The organism is Kitasatospora sp. NPDC057738 (genome assembly GCF_042798815.1).
GTDB lineage: Bacteria > Actinomycetota > Actinomycetes > Streptomycetales > Streptomycetaceae > Kitasatospora > Kitasatospora lactacystinica.
The window spans coordinates 90,305-111,580 of record NZ_JBHVJT010000003.1 but is presented as its reverse complement, the minus strand read 5'-3'; the positions used below and the strand labels follow the sequence as shown (position 1 = coordinate 111,580).

Annotated in this window: 21 protein-coding genes; 13 read left to right on the top strand and 8 right to left on the bottom strand. The window is 72.5% G+C overall.

Annotation, left to right across the window (positions count from 1 at the left end):
• Positions 1-216: 216 nt before the first annotated feature.
• The 7 genes from ACFVGO_RS02760 to lspA all read left to right on the top strand — a co-directional run bounded on the left by ACFVGO_RS02760 (position 217) and on the right by lspA (position 7,545).
• Positions 217-762 (top strand): GNAT family N-acetyltransferase, encoded by a 546-nt coding sequence (locus ACFVGO_RS02760; protein WP_380630682.1) that lies wholly within the window; start codon positions 217-219, stop codon positions 760-762.
• A gap of 182 nt (positions 763-944) precedes the next feature.
• Positions 945-1,037: an Ms4533A family Cys-rich leader peptide gene (locus ACFVGO_RS02755; RefSeq protein ID WP_317620150.1), complete on the top strand. Its 93-nt coding sequence runs from the start codon at positions 945-947 to the stop codon at positions 1,035-1,037.
• Positions 1,038-1,183: 146 nt separating this feature from the next.
• Complete coding sequence (locus ACFVGO_RS02750) at positions 1,184-2,902, top strand: ABC transporter substrate-binding protein (protein ID WP_380354138.1); 1,719 nt, start codon at positions 1,184-1,186, stop codon at positions 2,900-2,902.
• A 32-nt stretch (positions 2,903-2,934) separates the two neighbouring features.
• On the top strand, positions 2,935-4,002 hold the full coding sequence (locus ACFVGO_RS02745; RefSeq protein ID WP_359908182.1) for an ABC transporter permease: 1,068 nt from the start codon (positions 2,935-2,937) through the stop codon (positions 4,000-4,002).
• The gene (locus ACFVGO_RS02740) at positions 3,999-4,988 is read left to right on the top strand and encodes an ABC transporter permease (RefSeq protein WP_359908179.1); all 990 of its coding nucleotides are present in this window, start codon (positions 3,999-4,001) and stop codon (positions 4,986-4,988) included. Before ACFVGO_RS02745 ends, ACFVGO_RS02740 begins: the two co-directional genes overlap by 4 nt.
• Before the next feature lie 101 nt (positions 4,989-5,089).
• The gene (locus tag ACFVGO_RS02735; protein WP_380630715.1) at positions 5,090-6,787 is read left to right on the top strand and encodes an ABC transporter ATP-binding protein; all 1,698 of its coding nucleotides are present in this window, start codon (positions 5,090-5,092) and stop codon (positions 6,785-6,787) included.
• A gap of 242 nt (positions 6,788-7,029) precedes the next feature.
• On the top strand, positions 7,030-7,545 hold the full coding sequence (gene lspA, locus ACFVGO_RS02730; protein WP_380630681.1) for a signal peptidase II: 516 nt from the start codon (positions 7,030-7,032) through the stop codon (positions 7,543-7,545).
• Between the two features lie 102 nt (positions 7,546-7,647).
• Here the strand turns inward: lspA and ACFVGO_RS02725 are convergent, their stop codons facing one another.
• On the bottom strand, positions 7,648-8,055 hold the full coding sequence (locus ACFVGO_RS02725) for a hypothetical protein (RefSeq protein WP_380354133.1): 408 nt from the start codon (positions 8,053-8,055) through the stop codon (positions 7,648-7,650).
• Positions 8,056-8,211: 156 nt separating this feature from the next.
• Positions 8,212-8,589 (bottom strand): S41 family peptidase, encoded by a 378-nt coding sequence (locus tag ACFVGO_RS02720; protein WP_380630680.1) that lies wholly within the window; start codon positions 8,587-8,589, stop codon positions 8,212-8,214.
• Positions 8,590-8,598: 9 nt separating this feature from the next.
• On the opposite strand from ACFVGO_RS02720, the gene ACFVGO_RS02715 reads away from it, so the two are divergent.
• The 4 genes from ACFVGO_RS02715 to ACFVGO_RS02700 all read left to right on the top strand — a co-directional run bounded on the left by ACFVGO_RS02715 (position 8,599) and on the right by ACFVGO_RS02700 (position 11,066).
• Entirely contained in the window at positions 8,599-8,823 is a 225-nt protein-coding gene (locus tag ACFVGO_RS02715; RefSeq protein WP_380630679.1) for a hypothetical protein, read from the top strand.
• A 77-nt stretch (positions 8,824-8,900) separates the two neighbouring features.
• Positions 8,901-9,530, top strand: a complete 630-nt coding sequence (locus ACFVGO_RS02710; protein WP_380630678.1) for an ArsR/SmtB family transcription factor — start codon at positions 8,901-8,903, stop codon at positions 9,528-9,530.
• Positions 9,508-10,032, top strand: coding sequence for a SitI3 family protein (locus tag ACFVGO_RS02705; protein WP_380630677.1), 525 nt, complete (start codon positions 9,508-9,510; stop codon positions 10,030-10,032). Before ACFVGO_RS02710 ends, ACFVGO_RS02705 begins: the two co-directional genes overlap by 23 nt.
• Before the next feature lie 83 nt (positions 10,033-10,115).
• Positions 10,116-11,066, top strand: coding sequence for an ankyrin repeat domain-containing protein (locus tag ACFVGO_RS02700; RefSeq protein ID WP_359915612.1), 951 nt, complete (start codon positions 10,116-10,118; stop codon positions 11,064-11,066).
• Between the two features lie 619 nt (positions 11,067-11,685).
• Here the strand turns inward: ACFVGO_RS02700 and ACFVGO_RS02695 are convergent.
• Positions 11,686-11,979 (bottom strand): hypothetical protein, encoded by a 294-nt coding sequence (locus tag ACFVGO_RS02695; protein ID WP_359903089.1) that lies wholly within the window; start codon positions 11,977-11,979, stop codon positions 11,686-11,688.
• A 74-nt stretch (positions 11,980-12,053) separates the two neighbouring features.
• On the opposite strand from ACFVGO_RS02695, the gene holA reads away from it, so the two are divergent.
• On the top strand, positions 12,054-13,052 hold the full coding sequence (gene holA, locus ACFVGO_RS02690) for a DNA polymerase III subunit delta (protein WP_380630676.1): 999 nt from the start codon (positions 12,054-12,056) through the stop codon (positions 13,050-13,052).
• 153 nt (positions 13,053-13,205) lie between these two features.
• Here holA and ACFVGO_RS02685 read toward each other — a convergent pair whose 3' ends face one another.
• Both ACFVGO_RS02685 and rpsT read right to left on the bottom strand, forming a co-directional pair.
• Positions 13,206-14,021 (bottom strand): hypothetical protein, encoded by an 816-nt coding sequence (locus ACFVGO_RS02685; RefSeq protein WP_380348025.1) that lies wholly within the window; start codon positions 14,019-14,021, stop codon positions 13,206-13,208.
• Positions 14,022-14,298: 277 nt separating this feature from the next.
• Complete coding sequence (gene rpsT, locus ACFVGO_RS02680) at positions 14,299-14,568, bottom strand: 30S ribosomal protein S20 (protein ID WP_030309778.1); 270 nt, start codon at positions 14,566-14,568, stop codon at positions 14,299-14,301.
• A gap of 419 nt (positions 14,569-14,987) precedes the next feature.
• On the opposite strand from rpsT, the gene lepA reads away from it, so the two are divergent.
• Entirely contained in the window at positions 14,988-16,856 is a 1,869-nt protein-coding gene (lepA, locus tag ACFVGO_RS02675; protein WP_380630675.1) for a translation elongation factor 4, read from the top strand.
• A 135-nt stretch (positions 16,857-16,991) separates the two neighbouring features.
• Here the strand turns inward: lepA and ACFVGO_RS02670 are convergent, their stop codons facing one another.
• The 3 genes from ACFVGO_RS02670 to ACFVGO_RS02660 all read right to left on the bottom strand — a co-directional run bounded on the left by ACFVGO_RS02670 (position 16,992) and on the right by ACFVGO_RS02660 (position 21,148).
• Positions 16,992-18,071 carry an NAD(P)/FAD-dependent oxidoreductase gene (locus tag ACFVGO_RS02670; protein ID WP_380630674.1) on the bottom strand — a complete coding sequence of 360 codons (1,080 nt, stop codon included), beginning with the start codon at positions 18,069-18,071 and terminating at the stop codon, positions 16,992-16,994.
• 88 nt (positions 18,072-18,159) lie between these two features.
• Positions 18,160-19,167, bottom strand: a complete 1,008-nt coding sequence (gene sigJ, locus ACFVGO_RS02665; protein WP_359903075.1) for an RNA polymerase sigma factor SigJ — start codon at positions 19,165-19,167, stop codon at positions 18,160-18,162.
• Between the two features lie 82 nt (positions 19,168-19,249).
• Positions 19,250-21,148, bottom strand: a complete 1,899-nt coding sequence (locus tag ACFVGO_RS02660; RefSeq protein WP_359903103.1) for an ABC transporter ATP-binding protein — start codon at positions 21,146-21,148, stop codon at positions 19,250-19,252.
• Positions 21,149-21,276: the final 128 nt, after the last annotated feature.

The window sequence follows — 21,276 nt, the reverse complement described above, 5'->3', positions numbered from 1 at the left end:
ATGCGGTAATGGGGTCGCTACCTTTGGTGACCGTACGAATGAAGTATCGCGTCTGAAAATCGGATAAATAGCGTCAATGCCGCCGAACGGGGACGCATTCACCCAGGCGTGCGCGGCGGAAACCGGCCTGACGGGTGTTCATCGCTCGGCCCGGCCCCGTGCGGAGACTCCCTGCATCCGGGAGGGATGTCGGAGCCCTCTGGCATCCTTCGCCCCATGCCGTACGACGCCGCCCTCCACCTCGTCCAGACGACCGACCCGCAGGACGTCACCGCCGAACTCCGGCAGCAGCTGATCGACTGCTGGATCGCGGTCACCAACACCGGCGGCGCCGCGGGATTCCCGTTCCCTCCGGTGGGGCACGACGACGTCGTGCCCGCCGCGGACGGGCTCCTCGCCCGTCTCGATCCGCGGCGGAGTCGACTCCTCACCGCCCGCTTGGACGGCGGCCTGGCCGGATGGGTCGTCCTCGACCGCGACCCCTACCGGCTCGTCGGGCACTGGGGCACCGTCCACCACCTCCAGACCCACCCGGCCGTCCGCGGCCGCGGAGTCGGATCCGCCCTCGTCCGCGAGCTCCGGAGGATCGCCCGCGACGAGCTCGGCCTGGAACAGCTGCGCCTGGCGGCGCGCGGCGGCGAGGGCCTGGAGGGCTTCTACGGGCGGCTCGGCTGGCGCGAGATCGGACGCTGGCCCGAAGCCCTCCGGCTCGCTCCCCACGACACCCGCGACGAGGTCCTCATGATCCTCGCGCCGCTCTGACCGCCGAGGCGTTCGGGCCCCGCCGGGCGGCGGTGCGGTGCGACCCCGGTCGGTCTCCGTGCGGGGCCGGGGAGCCTCCGGAATCCCCGGAAGTCCGGGGGTATCCATTTCGGTGTCCACCTGGTGGGCAGGTCATAAGTGGAGTTTTGACATTCCGCTTAACTTCCTACAGTCTTCTCGGCATGTCTGACCGTCACCCGATCGAGTGCGCCGCCATCGAGCTGGCGCTGATCGGCGTGGCCGCGCACTGCGTTTCCGACAATCTCTGTCGCTGAATCCGCCTGCCCCGACGCGTTTTGCGGTGATCGCCGCATCGGGGTGTCGCCCCTCCCTGCGGGCGCGGTGCCGCTCACTCTTCCCGAAGCCTCACTGTCGCCCGCCTTCCTCCGTACACCATCGGTAGCGAAAGGCTCCCTTTCCGATGTCTCGAACCACCTTCACCCCTCGCCGCCTCGCCACGGCGACCGTCACCGTCGCGCTCGTCGTCGGACTGGCGGCGTGCGGACCGAAGGCCGACGGCGGTGGTGGCACCGGCAAGGACGCCGCGCCGCAGCAGGGCGGCACCCTCACCGTCCTCAACCAGAACCCGCAGGACCAGTTCGACCCCGCACGGCTCTACACCTCCGGCGGCGGCAACGTCCCCTCGCTCGTCTTCCGCACCCTCACCACCCGCAACCGGGCCGACGGCGCGGCCGGCACCAAGGTGGTCCCGGACCTCGCCACCGACACCGGCACCCCCTCCGAGGGCGCCACCGTCTGGACGTACCACCTCAAGGACGGCCTGAAGTTCGAGGACGGCTCGCCGATCACCACCGCCGATATCAAGTACGGCATCGAAAGGTCATTCGCCCCCGAACTCTCCGGTGGCGCACCGTTCCTGAGGGACTGGCTGGTCGGCGCCGCCGACTACCAGGGCCCGTACAAGGACGGCCGCACCCTGGATGCCATCGAGACGCCGGACGAGAAGACCATCGTCTTCCGCCTCAACAAGCCCGAGGGCGACTTCCCGTACCTGGCCACCCAGACGCAGTTCGCACCCGTCCCGAAGGCCAAGGACACCGGGGCGAAGTACCAGGACCACCCCGTCTCCTCCGGCCCCTACCAGGTGGTCAAGAACGAGAACGACGGCGCGCACCTCGTCCTCAAGCGCAACCCCAACTGGTCGGCGGCGACGGACGACCAGCGCAAGGCGTACCCCGACACCGTCGACGTGCAGTCCGGTCTCGACCCGGCGGTGATCAACCAGCGGCTCTCCGCCGGCACCGGCGCCGACGCGGCCGCCGTCACCACCGACACCAACCTCGGCCCCTCCGAACTCGCCCAGGTGAAGGACGACAAGGCCCTCGCCGCACGCGTCGGCACCGGCCACTTCGGCTACGTCAACTACCTGGCGTTCAACCCCAAGGTCAAGCCCTTCGACAACCCCAAGGTCCGGCAGGCCGTCGCCTACGCGATCAACCGCACCTCGGTCGTCAACGCCGCCGGCGGCTCCTCGCTCGCCGAGGCCGCCACCACCTACCTGCCCACCCAGGAGACCTTCGGGTACACCCCCTACGACCCGTTCCCGGCCGGTGCCACCGGCAACCCGGAGAAGGCCAAGGAACTGCTGAAGGAGGCCGGTTACCCGGACGGCCTGACCATCACGCTCACCCACTCCAGCGCCGTGGGCAAGGGCTACGGCCCGGACCTGGCCACCGCCGTCCAGGACGGCCTGAAGGCCGCCGGGATCACCGTCCAGCTGGAGGCCCTGGACTCCACCAGGTACTCCAAGACGATCCACACCGTCAGCACCGAGCCCGGCCTCTTCCTCTCCGGATGGGGCGCCGACTGGCCGTCCGGCGGCCCGTTCCTCGCACCCATCTTCGACGGCCGGCAGATCGTCACCGACGGCTACAACTTCAACTCCGCACAGCTGGACGACCCGTCGGTGAACGACGAGATCGACCAGATCAACAAGATCACCGACCACGCCGAGGCAGCCAAGCGCTGGGGCGCCCTGGACCAGCGCATCGGTGACCAGGCCCTCACCGTCCCGCTGTTCCACCCCGTCTACAAGCGGCTGTCCGGCAAGGACGTCCGCAACATCGTCATCAGCGACTGGACCGGCGTGCTCGACATCTCCCAGGTTGCGGTCAAGTAGCGGTCGGGAACGGACGGATCGGTCAGACAACCATGGCTCCACAGGAACCCAGCGCCGGGGAGGCCCGCGCGGCCTCCCCGGCCGCCGGGGGACGGCAGGTCTGGCGGCGGCTGCTCGCGCGCCGCGCCGCCCTCGCCGCCGGCCTCGTCATCGTCCTGCTCGCCCTCGTCGCGGCGGCGGCACCGCTGCTCAGCGCGCTCGAAGGCCAGGACCCCACCAGCTACCACAACGACCTGCTCGACTCGGCGGCCGGCGGGGTGCCCACCGGCTCCTTCGGCGGCGTCAGCGCCGAGCACTGGCTGGGCGTCGAACCGGGCACCGGGCGCGACGTGTTCGCCCGGCTCGTCCACGGCGCCCGGATCTCGCTGCTCGTCGCCGTCGGCGCCACCCTCGTCCAGGTCGCGATCGGCGTCCTGCTCGGCCTCACCGCAGGCCTCGGCAACCGGCTGCTCGACCAGCTGATCGGCAACACCACCGAGGTGATGCTCGCGCTGCCCTCGCTGGTCTTCGCCATCTCGCTGATGGCGGTCGTGCCCTCCGGATTCCCCCGCCCGCTCCTGCTGACCCTGGTCATCGGGCTGCTGGGCTGGGCCGGCACCTCGCGGATCGTCCGGGCGCAGACACTCAGCCTCCGGCAGCTCGACTACGTCGCCGCGGCCCGGCTCGCCGGCGCCACCCGGTGGCGCATCGCCCGCCGGGAACTGCTGCCCTCCCTGGCGGCGCCGGTCATCACCTACGCGGCGGTGCTGCTCCCGTCCAATGTGATCGCCGAGGCCGGGCTCTCCTTCCTCGGCGTCGGCGTCAAGCCGCCGACCTCCTCCTGGGGCCAGATGCTCTCCGGCGCGACCACCTGGTTCCGCGCGGACCCGACGTACGTGCTGCTGCCGTCGGCGCTGCTGTTCGTCACCGTGCTCGCCTTCACCGTGCTCGGCGACGCCGTCCGCACCGAGCTCGACCCCCGCGCGGCCTCCCGGCTGCGGGTCGGAACGGCGCGGGGCGGCGCCGGTGAGGCGAGCGGCGGTCTCTCGACTGCCGGTTCCTCAAGTGCCGGTTCTTCGACTGCCGGTTCTTCGAGCGGCGCCGAGGAGGCCACCGCATGACCCGCTTCCTGCTCCGCAAGGCCGTCGGCATGCTCGGCGTCCTGCTCGCCCTCTCCCTGATCGTCTACGCGGTCTTCTACATCGCCCCCGGCGACCCCGCCCAGCTGGCCTGCGGCGAGAAGTGCAGCCCCGCCCAGGTCGCCCAGGTGCGCGAACGGCTCGGCCTCGACGCCCCCGTCCACCTGCAGTACGCCCACTTCCTCCAGGGCATCGTCGCCGGACGCGACTTCAGCGCCGGCACGGGCCTGCTGCACTGCCCGGCGCCCTGCCTGGGCGTCTCCTACCGCAGCGGCGAGCAGGTCACCGACATGATCACCGCCCGGCTGCCGGTCACGGCCTCGCTCGCGCTCGGCGCGATGGTGCTCTGGCTCGTCCTCGGGGTCGGCACCGGGCTGGTCTCCGCGCTGCGCCGGGGCCGGCTCAGCGAGCGCCTGCTGACCGGCCTGACCCTGGCCGGCAGCTCCATCCCGGTGTTCATCATCGGCCTGGTGCTGCTCATCGTCCTGTGCGCCCAGCTCCAGTGGCTGCCGTTCCCGAGCTACGTACCGCTCACCGACGACCCCCAGCAGTGGTTCTGGGGCCTGCTGCTGCCCTGGGTCTCGCTCGCCCTGATCGAGTCCGCCAAGTACGCCCGGCTGACCCGCTCGTCCATGCTGGAGGCCCTCGCCGACGACCACATCCGGACCTTCCGGGCGTACGGCGTCAGCGAGCGGCGCCTGGTGACCCGGCACGCGCTGCGCGGCGCGCTCACCCCGGTGATCGCGCTCACCGCCATCGACCTCGGGACGATGTTCGGGTCCGCCGTGCTGACCGAGTCGCTCTTCGGCCTCCCGGGGCTCGGCAAGCTGCTGGTCACCTCGGTCGGCCTGATCGACCTGCCGACCGTCGTCGGCCTCACCCTCGTCACCGGGTTCTGCGTGGTCCTCGCCAACGTCATCGCGGACGTGCTCTACGCGGTGTCCGACCGAAGGGTGGTCCTGACGTGAGCGCCGAACCGCTGGGCGCCGAGCGCCTGGTCGCCAAGTCTCCGGGTGCCGAGTCTCCGGCTGCCGAGTCACGGGGTGTCGAGTCTCCGGGTGCCGAACCCCTGGTCGACGTCCGGGACCTGGTCGTCGACTTCCCGGTCGGCGACGGCCACGTGCGCGCCGTCGACGGCGTGGGCTTCACCCTGGAGGCCGGACAGGCACTCGGCATCGTCGGCGAGTCCGGCTCCGGCAAGAGCACCGTCGCCTACGGACTGCTCGGCCTGCACCGCGGGACCGGAGCCCGGATCGGCGGCACCGTCCGGGTCGCCGGCGTGGACGCCGTCACCGCCGAGGGCGCGGAACTCCGGCGCCTGCGCGGCGGACTGGCCGCCATGGTGTTCCAGGACCCGCTCTCCGCGCTCGACCCGTACTACGCGGTGGGCGACCAGATCGCCGAGGTCGTCCGGGTCCACCGGGACGTCTCCCGCCGGGACGCCAGGGCCCGGGCCGTCGAGGTGCTCGACCGCGTCGGCATCGCCGACGCGGCCCGCCGCTCGCGCTCGCGTCCGCACGAGTTCAGCGGCGGAATGCGCCAGCGGGTGCTGATCGCGATGGCCCTCGCCTGCGAGCCGCGACTGCTGGTCGCCGACGAGCCGACGACCGCGCTGGACGTCACCGTCCAGGCCCAGATCCTCGACCTGCTCCACGAGTTGCGCGCGGAGACCGGGGCCGGGCTGGTCCTGGTCACCCACGACCTGGGCGTGGTCGCCGGAAGCGTCGACCGGGTGCTGGTGATGAAGGACGGCCGGGCGGTGGAACACGGCCCGGTCACCGAGGTGCTGGGCGCTCCGCGCGAGCCGTACACCCGCGCGCTGCTGTCGGCGGTGCCCCGGGTCGACGCGCCCGGCGCTCCGGACGTGTCGACCGCATCGACCGTTCCGACCGTCTCGACCGCTCCGACCGGGACGGCCGAGTCGGTCGGGGGAGAGGTCCTGCTCGAAGCCACCGACCTGCGCCGGGAGTTCGCCACCCGGGGCGGCCTCACCCGGCGCGCCGCCCCCGTCACCGCCGTGGACGGCGTCTCGCTCACCGTACGGGCCGGCGAGACCCTGGGCATCGTCGGCGAGTCCGGCTCCGGAAAGACCACGCTCGGACGGATGCTCGTCCGGCTGCTGGAACCGACCGGCGGCCGGCTCCACTACCGCGGCCGCGACATCGGCGCGCTGGGGGAGAAGGAACTGCGCCCGCTCCGGCGGGAACTGCAGATGGTCTTCCAGGACCCGGTGTCCTCGCTCAACCCGCGCCGCTCCATCGGGGAGTCCGTCGCCGACCCGCTGCGCATCGCCGGCGAGAACGACGAGCGCCGCATCCGCGCCCGGGTCGGCGAACTCCTCGAACGCGTGGGGCTCGACCCCGACTGGTACCACCGCTATCCGCACGAGTTCTCCGGCGGGCAGCGGCAGCGGGTCGGCATCGCCCGGGCGCTCGCGCCCCAGCCGCGACTGATCGTCTGCGACGAACCGGTCTCCGCGCTGGACGTCACCACCCAGGCCCAAGTGGTCGAGCTGCTGGGCGAGTTGCAACGCGACCTCGGCCTCGCGCTGGTCTTCATCGCCCACGACCTCGCCGTGGTCCGGCAGGTCAGCGACCGGGTCGCCGTGATGCGGGCCGGAAGGATCGTGGAGCAGGGCGACGCCGACGCCGTGTACGACTCGCCCCAGCACGCCTACACCAAGGGCCTGCTGGCCGCCGTACCCGTGCTCGATCCGGTCGAGGCGACCGCCCGGCGCCACGCCCGACTGGCAACCGCCGGCGTCTGACCGACCCCGGCCCCGGCCCGGCCCGCACCCCACGGGGTGCGGGCCGGCTTTGTTGCCGGAGCACCCGGCGCACACCACGACACCGCCCGTGCGGGTGCGGCGGGACGGACGCTCCGGCGGAACCCGGGCCCGCCGGGGCGCCGGCCGCCGTCACCTACACTGCGGCCATGACTGGCTTACTACGTCTATGGGTTGCGCGAGGAGCTTCCTCGCCCGGTGACATGCCTCGACGGTCGGGAATCATGACAGCCGTAGCACTCGTGCTGCTGGCGGCGGATTTCGTCACCAAACAGATAGCGCTGACACATTTCTCGGGGAGCGATCCGACAGAGGCCCTCGGTGGGCTTCTGAGATTCACGCTGGTCTTCAACTCGGGTGGAGCATTCTCCATCGGCGAGGGGGAGGCATGGTTCTTCACCACGGTGAAGATCGTGGTCGTCGTCGCCATGCTGGTGGTGTCGCCGCGAATCCGTACCCCCGTCTGGGCGGTCTCCTTCGGGCTGGTCATCGCCGGGGCAGCCGGAAATCTCGTCGACCGGTTGTTCCGGGCCCCCTCCCCGTTGCAGGGGCGCGTCGTGGACTGGATCCAACTGCCGCACTGGCCGGTCTTCAACCTCGCCGACTGTGGCGTGGTGTGCGGCAGCGCCCTGGTGATGTGGGCCTCGATGCGAGGCATCCGCCTGAACGGCACGCGCGAGTCCGACGCGCCGGCCGAGGCGGGCGCAATGGAGCGGACTGCCGAGGGGAGGGACCGGTAGGCAATGGGCCTTCCGGCCCAGCCGTACCGCTGCCGTACGGGCCTGGGCGCGGGCCCGGCGCCGCGATGGCCCGGGCCCGGCAGGCCGGGGCGCCGGGCCCTCCTAACCGTTGCCGATGGTGAGTTGGGCGATGGTCCCGAGCTCCTCGGTGTCGTCGAGGTCGAGCAGTGAGAGGTGGGCGGCCGCCGGGTTGCCCGCGGCGAAGTTGTTCCGGTTCAGAGTCGTGACCGGGACGACCGCCTTCACGGTCGCGCCCGTGCAGCTGGGGGCGAACCGGGTGGCGCCGAGGGCACCGGAGCGCCGGTCCTCGGCGGTCACGGTCGCGGACCTGACGAAGCCGCCGGGGTCGCAGGAGTACGCGATGGTGATGTTCACCGTCGTCGAAGAACTGCCGGAGACGGTCGCGCCGTCGATCCGCACCCCGGTGCCGGCGTGCGCCGGAGCTGCGCCGAGCAGCATCCCCACGGCCAGTGCGGGGACGCCGAGCCAGGTCGCGATCCTGCCGTTCATGAGGGTCCCTTCGTTGTCGGTTACCTGTCATGCTACGAACGGCGGTGCGCACCGGCCAGGCCCGCCGACGAAGTTGGAGCGGTATTCATCCGGGCGCCCCCGCCGACGTGGCCAGGGGAGGCGCTGCGCGTGGTGCTGCCGATGCGCCGGGCCGGGTCAGCCTGCCAGGTGGGCGAGGGCCAGGGCGTGAGCGCGGTCGAGGGAGTCGCCGGCGGCGCAAGGGACGTCCGGCTGCACGCCGATGCCCTCCCAGTTCGTGCGGGAGACGGGGTTGACGGCGCGGCCGACGGGGACGGTGGCCTCCAGGTGCGGGTGCACGGTCCAGCCCTGGCACGGATGTGCGCCGCCGCGGGTGCGCTTGCCGACGACCACGGCGCGGCCGAGCTGCTGGAGGTCGTACGCCAGCTCCTCGGCGGCGGAGAAGGTGCTGTCGCTGGACAGTACGTACAACGGCTTGCTGCCGCCGAAGCGCGCGCCGGGAACGTGCGGCAGGCTCCAGGACTGCTCGCTGCGCCCGCCGCCGTGCCAGTGCATGGTGTTGAGGTGGGTGACCGGTTCGGCGTGGTGCTTCAGCCTCAGGTGCCGGTCGCCGTTGACGGATCGCAGGTCCGCGGTGACCAGCCGGGCCAGCTCCTAGGCGCCGTCGACGTCGTGGGCGCCCTCGGTGAGGCGTCGTCGCAGCAGGCCGGCGAGCTGTTCGGCTATGTCGGGGAAAACGTAGTGCTCGGTCAGCAGCCGGGCCGTCTCGTCGATGACAGGGGCGGCTGAAGCTTCGTCGTAGTCGTCATGGCAGGGAGTAGAGCACTGCCCTTGCGAAAGCGTCAAAGAGTTCAGACACTTTCGGTATGCGTGATCAGCCGTCCTGCCCGCCGCCTTCCGAGGAAGTTCTGGAGATCGGTGCGCCCGAGCAGTTCGCGGCGCTCTCCCACCCGTTGCGTCAGCGGCTGCTCTTCGCCCTGGGCCACCGGCCTGCCACCATCAGGCAGCTTGCGGCGCAGCTCGACGCCAAGAAGGGCAACGTGGCCCACCACCTCAAGGTGCTCCGCGACGCCGGGCTGGTCCGCGTCGTCGAGACCCGCCAGGTCCGCGGCGGCACCGAGCAGTACTACCAGCGCACGGCCCGCCACATGGTCGTCGTCGAACCTCAAGCGGTGGGCACCGCCGCGATGTTCGCCGCGGTCGCCCAGGAGCTGGACCTCTCTCCCGCCGAGACCCACCTGACACTGCGCCACCTGCGTCTCGGTCCCGCGAAGGCGAGAGAACTCGGCGAGGCCCTCACCGAACTGGTCGACGAGGCCGAGGAGGACGCGGAGGACCAGCCCCTGCACGGCGTGCTGGTGGCGCTCTATCAGCAGGCGCTGCCGGTTGACACCACCAGCACCTCCGATGCCGCCCGGCCTCGCGGCGCCCATGCTCCTCCGCCACCCGTGGTGGAGGAGAAGGACGGATTCCATGGCGATTTCCTACAGTCTTGAGCTGGTGACCCCGTGGGCCCCGGTCCGGGTCGCCCGGAGGCTCGTCGACGTCGCCCGACCGATGCGGCTCTTCGTCGTCCCCGCGACCGCCCCCGCGACCGCCCCCGCGACCGTCCCCGCGACCGCCGACACGCTGCTCGCGGACGGCGCGCTCACGGTGCACGGCACCTGGATCCGGGTGACCCCGCTCAAGCCCACCCCCTGGGGAGATCCCCGGATCGGCGGCCGGGTCTTCACCCCGACCGTCTCGGTCGCCTTCCGGCTCGGCAAGACCACCGACGTCTCCGGCCAGCAGGACGACATGATCCGGCTGTCCGACGCCCTCCTCGCGCGGGTGCCCGGTGACGCGGTTCTGCACCTCGACCAGGAGGACGTCTGGATGGTGCGCCGGGACGGCGAGTTGATCCTCGGCGAGCGGTCCGACAGCTGGCCGCCGGACCGCCTCGCCACCGTCTCGGGGTCCTACCGCCGCCGGACGTACGAGTTCGTCCACGAGGACTGACCGAACCGGGTTGTCCGACCCTCGTGCGATCGTCTGCGAAGGGACTGACGCCCGCGCCGGCGCGCGGAGGACGGAGGGGCACGATGACGGGCTGGGCCGGTGTGAGCCGGGAGGGCCGGCGGGACCACGGCGAGATCCGCGAGCGGTTCGACGCGGGCGCCGACCCGGATGCGTGGGGCTCGGGGCGCCCGCTGCACCGGGCGGCAGGGAGCGGATCCCCCGAGGTGGTGGCCGAACTGGCGGGCCGCGTCTCGGACGTGGACGCGTTGGAGGACGGGACGACCGCGCTGTGGGAGGCCGTCATGGACAACCGGCCGGACAATGCCCGGGCCCTCGTGGCCGCGGGTGCCGATCCCTGGCGGCCACTGCTCGGCGGCTGGTCGCCGGGCCGCCTCGCGCTGGCCGGCCCGACCCCCGACCTGTTCCCCGTCCCGGACGGGGAACCCGGCCTGACGGCCGCCGAGCGGGCCGCCGTCCAGCGCGGCCGGCAACTCCTCCGGGCCCTGGGGCGCTTCCACTACGAGGGCACCGGCCTCGCCTGCATCGCCGGCATCGACGCCGCCGAGGCGATCCGCCGCCTGGACGCGACGCCCGCGGACGAGGAGTTCATGGAGCGCTTCCTCGACTGCCCGTACGAGTACGGCATGGCCGAGAGGCTGCTCGTCGCCGGCGTCACGACCGTTCCCGGCGGATGCGTCGTCACCCAGCCCTGGGGTCACGCCCCGTCCGCTCTCGATGCGATGACCCGTCTGACCGCCGGCACCGTCGGCTACGGCCTCTACGCCAACCCCAAGAGCGGCAACCAGGGCGGCATCGTCCGCGACGGCGCCGTCGAAGGATGGGACCTCCACCCCGGCGGCGGCCCCCGGCAGGGCGACACCCCCGAGGAGGTGCTGGCCGGCTACCTCTACCACCACCACGCCGTCGCCCATGCCTGTGCCTTCGCCGGCCTGCGACCCGTCGACGCCCGCGCCGTCACCGGGCCCGCCGACACGTGGATCCGGCTGCCCGACCCCGGCCGGCGGGAGCACTGACCGGCCCGCAGGCCGTCCGCCTGCCGCCTGCCCGGGGGGCCGCGGCAGGGGGAGGGGGGAGGGGGGAAAGGGAAGAGGGGGGGGGGGGGGGAGAGGTGGAGGGGAGAAGGGAAAGCTGTCTGGACGTGCCAGGGCCGGGACGGGGACCGCGCCGGAGAAATGCCACAAGCTCAGGGGGAGGCGAGGGCGGCCCGCGGCAAGGTGCCACAGGAACGCGCAAAGGCCTGGAAATGCGGGTTGCGGCGCGCACCGGGCAAGCCGGAGCGCGGCACGGCCGCGCCGGCCCGCCGGTCCGCGCACCGGGCCTGCCGGGAGGCGGTCCAACTCCTGTACGGCGCCGTGGGATCGGCCGCGATCTACACCGGGCGCACCCCGCTCGACCGCTGCTGCGCGACGTCATCACCGCGGGCCGGCACGTCGCCTCGGTGGAGAAGGTCCTCGATGGCGTCGGCGACCTCCGGCCCGGGGGGCGCCTCCGGCTCCCCGCACTTCTGATCCGGCCGGGCCGGTCCGGGCGGGCAGGGGCGCCGACGGCAGGGGCCGGCTCGCCGCAGTGGTCGAGCCGGCCCGGAAGATGTCCGGGTGCCGGGTGCCGGGTGCCGGGTGCCGGCCTCAGGGCTCAGGCCTCCTCGCGCCAGCCCTCGTAGCCGGTCGCGAGGGTGTCGAGGGCGTGCAGCAGGGCGGGGGTCCAGCCGCTCTCCGGGGCCTCGGCGACGACCAGCCACTGGGCGTCCTCGGCGTCGTCCTCGCCCGCGAGCGCGTCGCGGACGACTTCGAGCTCGCCGAGGTCGGGCTGGGTGGCGCCGAGTTCCTCGGCCGCCTCCTGGGCGGTGTCGCGGTCGGGCAGGACGAGCAGCTGCCGGGCGTACGGGTCGTCGACGTCCGGGAGGTCGGTGGTCTGGTTCTCGCTCACCGGGCCATTGTCCAGGTCGGGCCGCCCGCTCCGTCGGGCGGGAGTGTCCGCGGCCCGTGGGATGCTGGTAGGCGATGGCCAGGAAGAGTGCACCCGACGATCTGCTCGCCCCGCTGACCCTCGCGGTCGGCCAGGAGGAGCTGCTGCTGGACCGTGCGGTCGCCCAGGTGGTGGCGGCGGCGAAGGCGGCGGACCCGGACGCCGACGTGCGGGACCTGCCGCCCGGCGGCCTGCAGCCCGGCAGCCTTGCCGAGCTGACCACGCCGTCGCTGTTCGCCGAGCGCAAGGTGATCGTGGTCCGGGCCGCACAGGACCTCTCCGCCGACTCGGTGAAGGAGGTCAAGGCGTACATCGAGGCGCCGGCCGAGGAAGTGATCATGGTGCTGGTGCACGCCGGCGGCGCCAAGGGCAAGGGCCTGCTGGACGCCGGGCGCAAGGCCGGCGGGCGTGAGGTGGCCTGCGCCAAGCTGGCCAAGGCGAGCGAGCGGCTGGCCTTCGTCAAGGGCGAGTTCCGCACCCTGGGCCGCTCGGCGACCCCGGAGGCCTGCCAGGCGCTGCTGGACGCGCTCGGCAGCGACCTGCGCGAGCTGGCCGCCGCCTGCCACCAGCTGACCTCGGACGTCGAGGGCGCGATCGACGAGACGGTGGTGGCCCGCTACTACAGCGGCCGGGCCGAGGCGACCGGCTTCGAGGTGGCGGACCTGGCGGTCACCGGCCGGGCCGCGGAGGCGCTGGAGCGGCTGCGCTGGGCGCTGGCCGTCGGCCAGCCGCCGACCGGCATCACCTACGCGCTGGCCTCCGGGGTGCGCAGCATCGGCCGGCTGGCGAGCGCCGGGCGGAACATGCGCCCGGGTGACCTGGCCCGCGAGCTGGGCATGCCGCCGTGGAAGGTCGACCGGGTCCGCCAGCAGATGCGCGGCTGGACGGGCGACGGGGTGGCCACCGCTTTGACCGCGATCGCCCAGGCCGACGCCGCCGTCAAGGGCGGATCGGACGACCCGGCCTTCGCCCTGGAGCGCGCGGTGGTCGCCGTCGCCCGGGCATCCCGGGCCGGCTCCCGGCCCGCCTACTGACGGCCCGCCTACCGACGGGCCCGCCTACGGACGGGCCCGTCCACCGATGGCCCGCCTACTGGCGGCCCGCCCACCGATGGCCCGCCTACTGACGGCCCGCCCACCGATGGTCCGTCCACTGGCGGCGCGGGGCGGCGGTGCGAGCGGTCCGGCCTACTTCTTCATGGCCCGGAGGGCGTCCTGCCCGTCGGACTGGAGGGCGCCGCGCAGCTCGTCCTTGGACGGCGGCTTGCCCTTGCCCTCGGTGTAGCTGGCCGAGTAGGTGACGTAGTACGTCATCCCGCCGTCGCGGATGTCCAGCTCGGCGTAGACGCTGTGGTACTGGTCCGAGCCGTCGTCCTTGTACAGGAAGTACGCCTCCTCGCCGAGCCCCGCGATGTCGGTGACCTGGTAGCCGCGCGCCCGGTAGAGCTCCTTGTTGGCCTCCAGCTCGGGCGCCGGGTTGACCGCCTTGTGCAGGTCGACGCGCATGTAGAGGTTGGCGTACTCGCTGTCGCTGGTGCCGCCGGTGCGCTTGAGCGACATCGAGCAGTTCATGCTGTCCAGCGCCGGGTGCCGGTCGGTGTGGTGGGTCGACTTGGAGGTGTCCGAGACGGAGTACGTCTGGAGGATCTTCGTGGGCTTCCCGGTGGTGCAGAAGTCGTCGGAGAGCCGGTAGCCGCGCAGGTCGCGCGGGGAGGACTGGCTGGTGACCAGGCCGGGGACGGTCATCACGGCGGCGGCCCAGCCGACCGAGACGATCACCGCTCCGACGAACGCCCAGACGGCGTTGCGCCGCAGGTTCCCGCTCCGTCCGGGGCCCGGGGCGGCGGGCAGGCCGGGCGCGGTGGGCAGCCCCGGCGGCGGTCCGAAGCCGCCCGCGCCCGCGGGCCCCGGGGCGCCCGGTACCGGCTGCGCGCCCCCGCCCGGTTGCTGCGGGAAGCCGTACCCCGGTCCGTTCGGTGCCGGTGGCGGCGGTGGCGTCGTCATGGAAGTTCCCCCTGGACCTGGTGCCGGGGTGCTCCCCGCACCTCGAACCGCACGTCGAACGGACCCGACCGACCATAGCGGCCGGACCGCGGAACGCGACAGGCGCCGCAGTGGTCTCCGGGGAGGAGGCCGACTGCGACGCCTGTCGTACTGCTTGGTTGCACCGCACCCGCGTGGCGAACGCAGGCCGCGTACGGTGCGAGTCTCGCGCGCCTCGGGGGTCCGGGTAGAGGGCCGGGTCGTCCCGAAGCGATGGGGGTCACCGCCCCCGGGGGCGTCAGGCCTGGACGGCCGTGTTGACGCGCTTGGTGATGGCCGACTTCTTGTTGGCGGCCTGGTTGGCGTGGATGACGCCCTTGCTCACGGCCTTGTCCAGCGCCTTGGAGGCGGCGCGGGCCAGCTCGGTGGCCTTCTCGGTCTCGCCGGCGGCAGCGGCCTCACGGGCCTTGCGCAGAGCGGTCTTCAGCGAGGACTTGACGGCCTTGTTGCGCAGGCGCGCCTTCTCGTTGGTCTTGTTGCGCTTGATCTGGGACTTGATGTTCGCCACGAAGGAGCCTCAGTCTGTCTAAAGATTGTGAACGGGGTTGCAACCGGCGGCCTTCGGTCCAGCTGAGAGGGCATGCCGAGGCCGGGTGCAGCAGCCCACGTTACCAGGGGCCCGCTGCCCGCCCCAAACCGGGCGCTCGCGAGGACCGCACCCGGGCGCCCGCGAGGACCGCCCCCGGGCCCGTGCGAGGACCGCGCCCGGACGCTCGCGAGCGCCGCCCCGACGCCCGCGAGGAGCTTCCCCGGCGCCCACGGGGACCGCCCCGGGTGCCCGGGAGACTCCCGGACGGTGCCCCGGGCCGCAGTCGTGGGAAGATGGGAGGAACTATTTCGATCGGACGAGACTGTCCGGTCCCCGGGAAACCGGTCAGCGATGATCCGGACACCCCCGGCCCCGGACCAACGGAGAATCGGACCAAGGTGCCCGCGACCCCCAGCAATGTGCCAGAGCCCAGCCGTACCGACCCGGCGATGATCCGCAACTTCTGCATCATCGCCCACATCGACCACGGCAAGTCGACGCTCGCAGACCGGATGCTGCAGATCACCGGCGTCGTCGACCCCCGGCAGATGCGTGCCCAGTACCTCGACCGCATGGACATCGAGCGTGAGCGCGGCATCACCATCAAGTCGCAGGCGGTCCGCCTCCCGTGGGCGCCGAAGACCGGCCCGAACGCCGGGGCGACCCACATCCTCAACATGATCGACACCCCCGGCCACGTGGACTTCACGTACGAGGTGTCCCGTTCCCTCGCCGCGTGCGAGGGCACCATCCTGGTGGTCGACGCGGCCCAGGGCATCGAGGCGCAGACCCTCGCCAACCTGTACCTGGCGCTGGAGAACGACCTCACGATCGTCCCGGTCCTCAACAAGATCGACCTCCCGGCCGCCCAGCCGGAGAAGTACGCCGCCGAGATCGCCCACATCATCGGCTGCGACCCGTCCGACGTGCTCCAGGTCAGCGCCAAGACCGGCCTGGGCGTCGAGGACCTGCTGGACCACATCGTCAACACCGTCCCGGCCCCGGTCGGCGTCAAGGACGCCCCGGCCCGCGCGATGATCTTCGACTCGGTGTACGACTCCTACCGCGGCGTGGTCACCTACGTCCGTGTCGTGGACGGCCAGCTCACCAAGCGCGAGCGCATCGCGATGATGTCCACCGGCGCCACCCACGAGCTGCTGGAGATCGGCGTCATCTCGCCCGAGCCGAAGGTCGCGGACGGCCTCGGCGTCGGCGAGGTGGGCTACATCATCACCGGTGTGAAGGACGTCCGGCAGTCCAAGGTCGGTGACACGATCACCTCGATGCACAAGGGCGCCACCGAGCCGCTCGGCGGCTACAAGGACCCGCGCCCGATGGTGTTCTCCGGCCTGTACCCGTTGGACGGCTCGGACTACCCGCTGCTGCGCGACGCCCTGGACAAGCTGCGCCTCAACGACGCCGCGCTGGTGTACGAGCCGGAGACCTCGGTCGCGCTCGGCTTCGGCTACCGCTGCGGCTTCCTCGGCCTGCTGCACCTGGAGATCATCCGGGAGCGCCTGGAGCGCGAGTTCAACCTCGACCTGATCTCCACCGCCCCGAACGTGGTCTACCGGGTGGTGATGGAGGACGGCACCGAGCACACCGTCACCAACCCGAGCGAGTTCCCGACCGGCAAGATCTCCGAGGTGTTCGAGCCGGTCGTGCGCGGCACCATCCTGGCGCCCAACGAGTTCGTCGGCGCGATCATGGAGCTCTGCCAGTCCCGCCGCGGCAACCTCCAGGGCATGGACTACCTCTCCGAGGACCGCGTCGAGCTGCGCTACACCCTGCCGCTCGCGGAGATCGTCTTCGACTTCTTCGACCAGCTGAAGTCCAAGACCCGCGGCTACGCCTCGCTGGACTACGAGCCCATCGGCGAGCAGGCCGCCCAGCTGGTGAAGGTCGACATCCTGCTGCACGGCGACCCGGTGGACGCGTTCTCCGCGATCGTGCACAAGGACAAGGCCTACAGCTACGGCGTGATGATGGCGGGCAAGCTCCAGAAGCTCATCCCCCGCCAGCAGTTCGAGGTGCCGATCCAGGCGGCCATCGGCTCCCGGGTGATCGCCCGTGAGACGGTCCGCGCGATCCGCAAGGACGTCCTCGCCAAGTGCTACGGCGGTGACATCTCCCGCAAGCGGAAGCTGCTGGAGAAGCAGAAGGAAGGCAAGAAGCGGATGAAGATGGTCGGCAGCGTGGAGGTCCCGCAGGAGGCCTTCATCGCCGCGCTGTCCACCGACGCCGAGACGCCGAAGGACAAGAAGTAGCGGCACGGCGGCGACAAACGCCGGAAGGGCCCGGGCACCCGCCCGGGCCCTTCCGGCGTTTCCGGAGCCCCCGCCCCTCGCCCCCGCCCCCGGCGCGTCCGGCGCTTCCTGCAGCGGCCGGCGGGGACGGCTGGCTTACTTCAGGCTGTTGAGGACCACGGCGACGATCGCCGCCTTCGCCAGCCGCCCCGCGGTGCCGGTGAACACGGTGGGCCGCATCGAGTCGTCCGGGCGGACCACCTGGAGCAGCCCGTCCCGCCGGCCGAGGCTCACGCACTGCACCTGGTACCGGAACGAGAACGGCCCCTCGGTGCGCCCGTCCAGCAGCCTGCCGAGGTACTGGCCCTGCGGCAGGGCGGTGGCGCAGCCCATCCGCAGGGTGCCGATGCCGGGGACGGTGACCGCGGCGGCGTCGCCGATCACATGGACGTCAGGGTGGGAGACCGACCGCAGGTGGTCGTCCACCACGGCCCGGCCGCGCCCGTCCACGGCCAGTCCGGCCTCGGCGGCCAGCGGGTGCGGCTCCAGCGAGGCGGCCCAGACGACGAGGTCGGCCTCGATCGGGCCGGCGGTGGTGCGCAGCCCGTCCGGGGTGACCTCGGTGACGGTGGTGTTCTCGTGGACGCTCGCGCCGAGCCGGGCGAGGACGCGCCGGACGTGGGCCCGGCCCTTGGCCGAGTAGACGCCGCCGACCAGGCCGGAGGCGACGATCCGCACCTGCCAGGAGGGGTGGGCCTCGGCGAGTTCGGTGGCCAGCTCGATGCCGGTGGCGCCGCCGCCGACCACGGCCAGGGTGCCGGGCCGGTCGGCCGTGTCGATCCGGCGGCGCAGTTCGGCGGCGCGTTCCGCCGGGTAGGCGAGCTGTTCGGCGCCGGGGACGGCGTGCCAGGCGGTGCGGCTGCCGAGGGCGTGGACCAGGGTGTCGTACCCGAGGGTGGTGCCGTCGTCGAGCCGGACCTCGCGCGCGGCCGGGTCGAGTCCGACGGCCCGGGCCCGGCGGTGGGTGATCCGGCCGCCGCGGGTGAGCTCGCCGATGGTGGGCCAGTCGCGGCCGCGGCCGGCCGCGGTCTCGTGCTGGCGGATGCGGTGCAGGATCCGCTCCTCGGGGGCGACCAGGGTGACGTCGTGGTGCCGGCCGGCGCCCTTGGCCGCGGTGAGCCCGGCGTACCCGGCGCCCAGTACGACGATCCGTTGCCCGGTGGTGCTGCTGCTCATCTCGTCCGCCTCCTCGCGAGGGCGCTCCGGTGGAGCGCTGTTCGGGAAGGGGACGACGCGGCCGGCCGGGGTGTGACGGTGACCCGTGTCACAGCTCCACGGCGGGGACCCGGGCGAGCTTCTCGGGGTTGACCACGACGTGCGCCTCGGTGATCCGCCCGTCGGCCACGGTGAAGGCGAGGACGCCGCCGACCGTGCCGGTGGCCCGGTCGTACCAGACCAGTCCGGGTTCGCCGTTGACCACCGCGGTGGTGGTGGCGGTGTCGGGGGTGAACCACTTGGCGACCAGGCCGGCCACCATCCGGGCCACCCGGTCGGCGCCGTGGATCGGGCGGACTCCGGCGCGGACGATGCCGCCGCCGTCGGAGTGCCAGACCACGTCGGGGTCGAGGACCTCCATCAGGGCGAGGATGTCGCCGCGGGTGCTGGCGGCGGCGAAGGCCTCGACGGCCTGGCGGTGCTCGGCCCGGTCGGTCCCGCCGGTGCGCCGGGCGGCGTCCTGTGCGTGGTTGCCGTCGCGGACCCGGCGGCGGGCCCGGGAGGCGAGCTGGCGGGCGGCGTCGGGGGTGCGTTCCAGGGAGGCGGCGATCTCCTCGAAGCCGACCGCGAAGACGTCGTGCAGTACGAAGGCGGCCCGTTCGGCGGGGGTGAGCTGTTCCAGTACGGCCAGCAGGGCGAGCGAGACGGACTCGCCGCGTTCGGCCAGTTCGGCGGGGGAGTCGGGGCCGGCGGCGTAGGTGACGGCGGGCTCGGGCAGCCACTCGCCGTAGTAGGCCTCGCGGCGGGCCCGGGCGGAGCCCAGCTGGTCGTAGCAGAGCCGGGTGACGACGGTGGTGAGGAAGGCGCGCGGGTCGGCGACGGCGGAGCGGTCGGCGGCCCGCCAGCGCAGCCAGGCGTCCTGGAGGACGTCCTCGGCGTCGGTGAACGAGCCGAGCAGCCGGTAGGCGACCGAGCCCAGGTAGCGGCGGTTCGCCTCGAAGGCGTCCGGCGTCCGCGGGGTTCCGGAGGCAGCGGGGGTCCCGGAGGCAGCGGGGGTTCCGGGGGTGCCGGGCGCGGCAGGGGTGTCCGGGCGGTCCGGGGCCTGGTCGTCGATCACGGGCCCAACGTAGCGCGCGGTGTCCGCGAAGCGAAGGGCCGGGGCGGGAAGTCCCCGCCCCGGCCCTCCGGTCGGCCGGACGTCAGTCCATCTCGACCGCGGCCTCGGCGAACTGTGCCTGGTAGAGCCGGGCGTAGGCGCCGTCGGCGGCGATCAGCTCGTCGTGCGAGCCCTGCTCGACGATCGAGCCGTTCTCCATCACCAGGATCACGTCGGCGTCCCGGATGGTGGAGAGCCGGTGGGCGATCACGAAGCTGGTGCGGCCGGTGCGCAGCCGGGCCATGGCCCGCTGGATCAGCACCTCGGTGCGGGTGTCGACGGAGCTGGTCGCCTCGTCCAGGACCAGGATGGACGGCTGGGCGAGGAACGCCCGGGCGATGGTGATCAGCTGCTTCTCGCCGGTGCTGACGTTGGTGCCCTCGTCGTCGATGACGGTGTCGTAGCCGTCCGGCAGGGTGCGCACGAAGCGGTCGACGTGGGCGGCCCTGGCGGCCTCGACGACCTGCTCGCGGGTGGCCGACTCGGCGCCGTAGGCGATGTTGTCGGCGATGGTGCCGCCGAACAGCCAGGTGTCCTGGAGCACCATGCCGATGCCGGAGCGCAGTTCCTCGCGGGACATCGCGGCGATGTCCACGCCGTCGAGGGTGATCCGTCCGGAGCTGACCTCGTAGAACCGCATCAGCAGGTTGACCAGGGTGGTCTTGCCGGCGCCGGTGGGGCCGACGATGGCGACGGTCTGCCCGGGTTCGACCTTGAGCGAGAGGTCCTCGATGAGCGGCTTCTCGGGGTCGTAGCGGAAGGCCACGTCCTGGAAGGCGACCCGGCCGTGCAGTACGTCGGGCCGTTCGGGCATGGCCGGTTCGGGGCTCTGCTCGGGCGCGTCCAGCAGCTCGAAGACGCGCTCGGCGGAGGCGACGCCGGACTGCACCAGGTTGGCCATGCTGGCGACCTGGGTGAGCGGCTGGCTGAACTGCCGCGAGTACTGGATGAACGCCTGGACGTCGCCGATGGACAGCGAGCCGCTGGCCACCCGCAGGCCGCCGACGACGGCGACCAGCACGTACTGGAGGTTGCCGATCAGCATCATCGCGGGCTGGATGGTGCCGGAGATGAACTGGGCCTTGTAGCTGGCCTGGTAGAGCGCGTCGTTGTGCTCGCGGAAGGTCTCCGCGGACTCCTGCTGGCGCCCGAACACCTTGACCAGGGTGTGGCCGGTGTACATCTCCTCGATGTGGGCGTTGAGCTGGCCGGTGGACTTCCACTGCTGGACGAACTGCGGCTGGGCCCGCTTGCCGACCTTGGTGGCGACGACCACCGAGGCGGGCACCGAGACCAGTGCGATCACGGCGAGCAGCGGGGAGATCCAGAACATCATCGCGAGCACGCCGACCACGGTGAGCAGCGAGTTGACGACCTGTCCGAGGGTCTGCTGCATGGACTGGCCGATGTTGTCGATGTCGTTGGTGACCCGGCTGAGCACCTCGCCGCGCGGCTGCTTGTCGAAGTAGCTGAGCGGCAGCCGGGAGAGCTTGGCCTCGACGTCCTGGCGCAGCCGGTAGCCGGCGGCCTGGATGGCCCGGGTGGCCAGCCGGCCCTGGAAGATCCCGAAGACGGCGGAGGCGACGTAGATGCCGAGGACCCAGAGCAGGACGGTGCCGATGGCGCCGAAGTCCATGCCCTGGCCGGGGGTGAAGTCGACGGAGGAGAGCAGGTCGGCGACGCCGCCCTCGCCGTGGGCGCGCAGCCCGTCGACGACCTGTTCCTTGGAGGTGCCGGCCTGGAAGCGGGCGCCGACGACGCCGGCGAAGATCAGGTCGGTGGCGTCGCCGAGGATCTTGGGGCCGATGACGGCGCAGCCGATGCCGATGACGCCGAGGATCAGGACGCCGATCAGGGTGTTGCGTTCGGGGCGCAGCAGGCCGAGGACGCGCTTGCCGGAGCCCTTGAAGTCCATGGACTTCTCGGTGCCCTGGCCGCCCATGAAGCGGCCGGGGCCGGCGGGGCCGCGGCGGGCGGCGGCGGCCTGGGAGTCGCTGGGCAGTCCGGCGTCCTTCGGCGGGGTGTCCTTCGGCGGGGCGTTCTTCTTCAGGGTGTCCGTGGGGGCGCCGC

Excerpts from the sequence above, each read along its gene's own strand:
- ACFVGO_RS02760 (WP_380630682.1), top strand. The coding sequence starts at position 217 with ATGCCGTACGACGCCGCCCTCCACCTCGTCCAGACGACCGACCCGCAG.
- ACFVGO_RS02755 (WP_317620150.1), top strand. The coding sequence starts at position 945 with ATGTCTGACCGTCACCCGATCGAGTGCGCCGCCATCGAGCTGGCGCTG.
- ACFVGO_RS02750 (WP_380354138.1), top strand. The coding sequence starts at position 1,184 with ATGTCTCGAACCACCTTCACCCCTCGCCGCCTCGCCACGGCGACCGTC.
- ACFVGO_RS02745 (WP_359908182.1), top strand. The coding sequence starts at position 2,935 with ATGGCTCCACAGGAACCCAGCGCCGGGGAGGCCCGCGCGGCCTCCCCG.
- ACFVGO_RS02740 (WP_359908179.1), top strand. The coding sequence starts at position 3,999 with ATGACCCGCTTCCTGCTCCGCAAGGCCGTCGGCATGCTCGGCGTCCTG.
- lspA (WP_380630681.1), top strand. The coding sequence starts at position 7,030 with ATGACAGCCGTAGCACTCGTGCTGCTGGCGGCGGATTTCGTCACCAAA.
- ACFVGO_RS02725 (WP_380354133.1), bottom strand. The coding sequence starts at position 8,055 with ATGAACGGCAGGATCGCGACCTGGCTCGGCGTCCCCGCACTGGCCGTG.
- ACFVGO_RS02720 (WP_380630680.1), bottom strand. The coding sequence starts at position 8,589 with ATGCACTGGCACGGCGGCGGGCGCAGCGAGCAGTCCTGGAGCCTGCCG.
- ACFVGO_RS02710 (WP_380630678.1), top strand. The coding sequence starts at position 8,901 with ATGCGTGATCAGCCGTCCTGCCCGCCGCCTTCCGAGGAAGTTCTGGAG.
- ACFVGO_RS02705 (WP_380630677.1), top strand. The coding sequence starts at position 9,508 with ATGGCGATTTCCTACAGTCTTGAGCTGGTGACCCCGTGGGCCCCGGTC.
- ACFVGO_RS02700 (WP_359915612.1), top strand. The coding sequence starts at position 10,116 with ATGACGGGCTGGGCCGGTGTGAGCCGGGAGGGCCGGCGGGACCACGGC.
- holA (WP_380630676.1), top strand. The coding sequence starts at position 12,054 with ATGGCCAGGAAGAGTGCACCCGACGATCTGCTCGCCCCGCTGACCCTC.
- ACFVGO_RS02685 (WP_380348025.1), bottom strand. The coding sequence starts at position 14,021 with ATGACGACGCCACCGCCGCCACCGGCACCGAACGGACCGGGGTACGGC.
- ACFVGO_RS02670 (WP_380630674.1), bottom strand. The coding sequence starts at position 18,071 with ATGAGCAGCAGCACCACCGGGCAACGGATCGTCGTACTGGGCGCCGGG.
- ACFVGO_RS02660 (WP_359903103.1), bottom strand. The coding sequence starts at position 21,148 with ATGGGCGGCCAGGGCACCGAGAAGTCCATGGACTTCAAGGGCTCCGGC.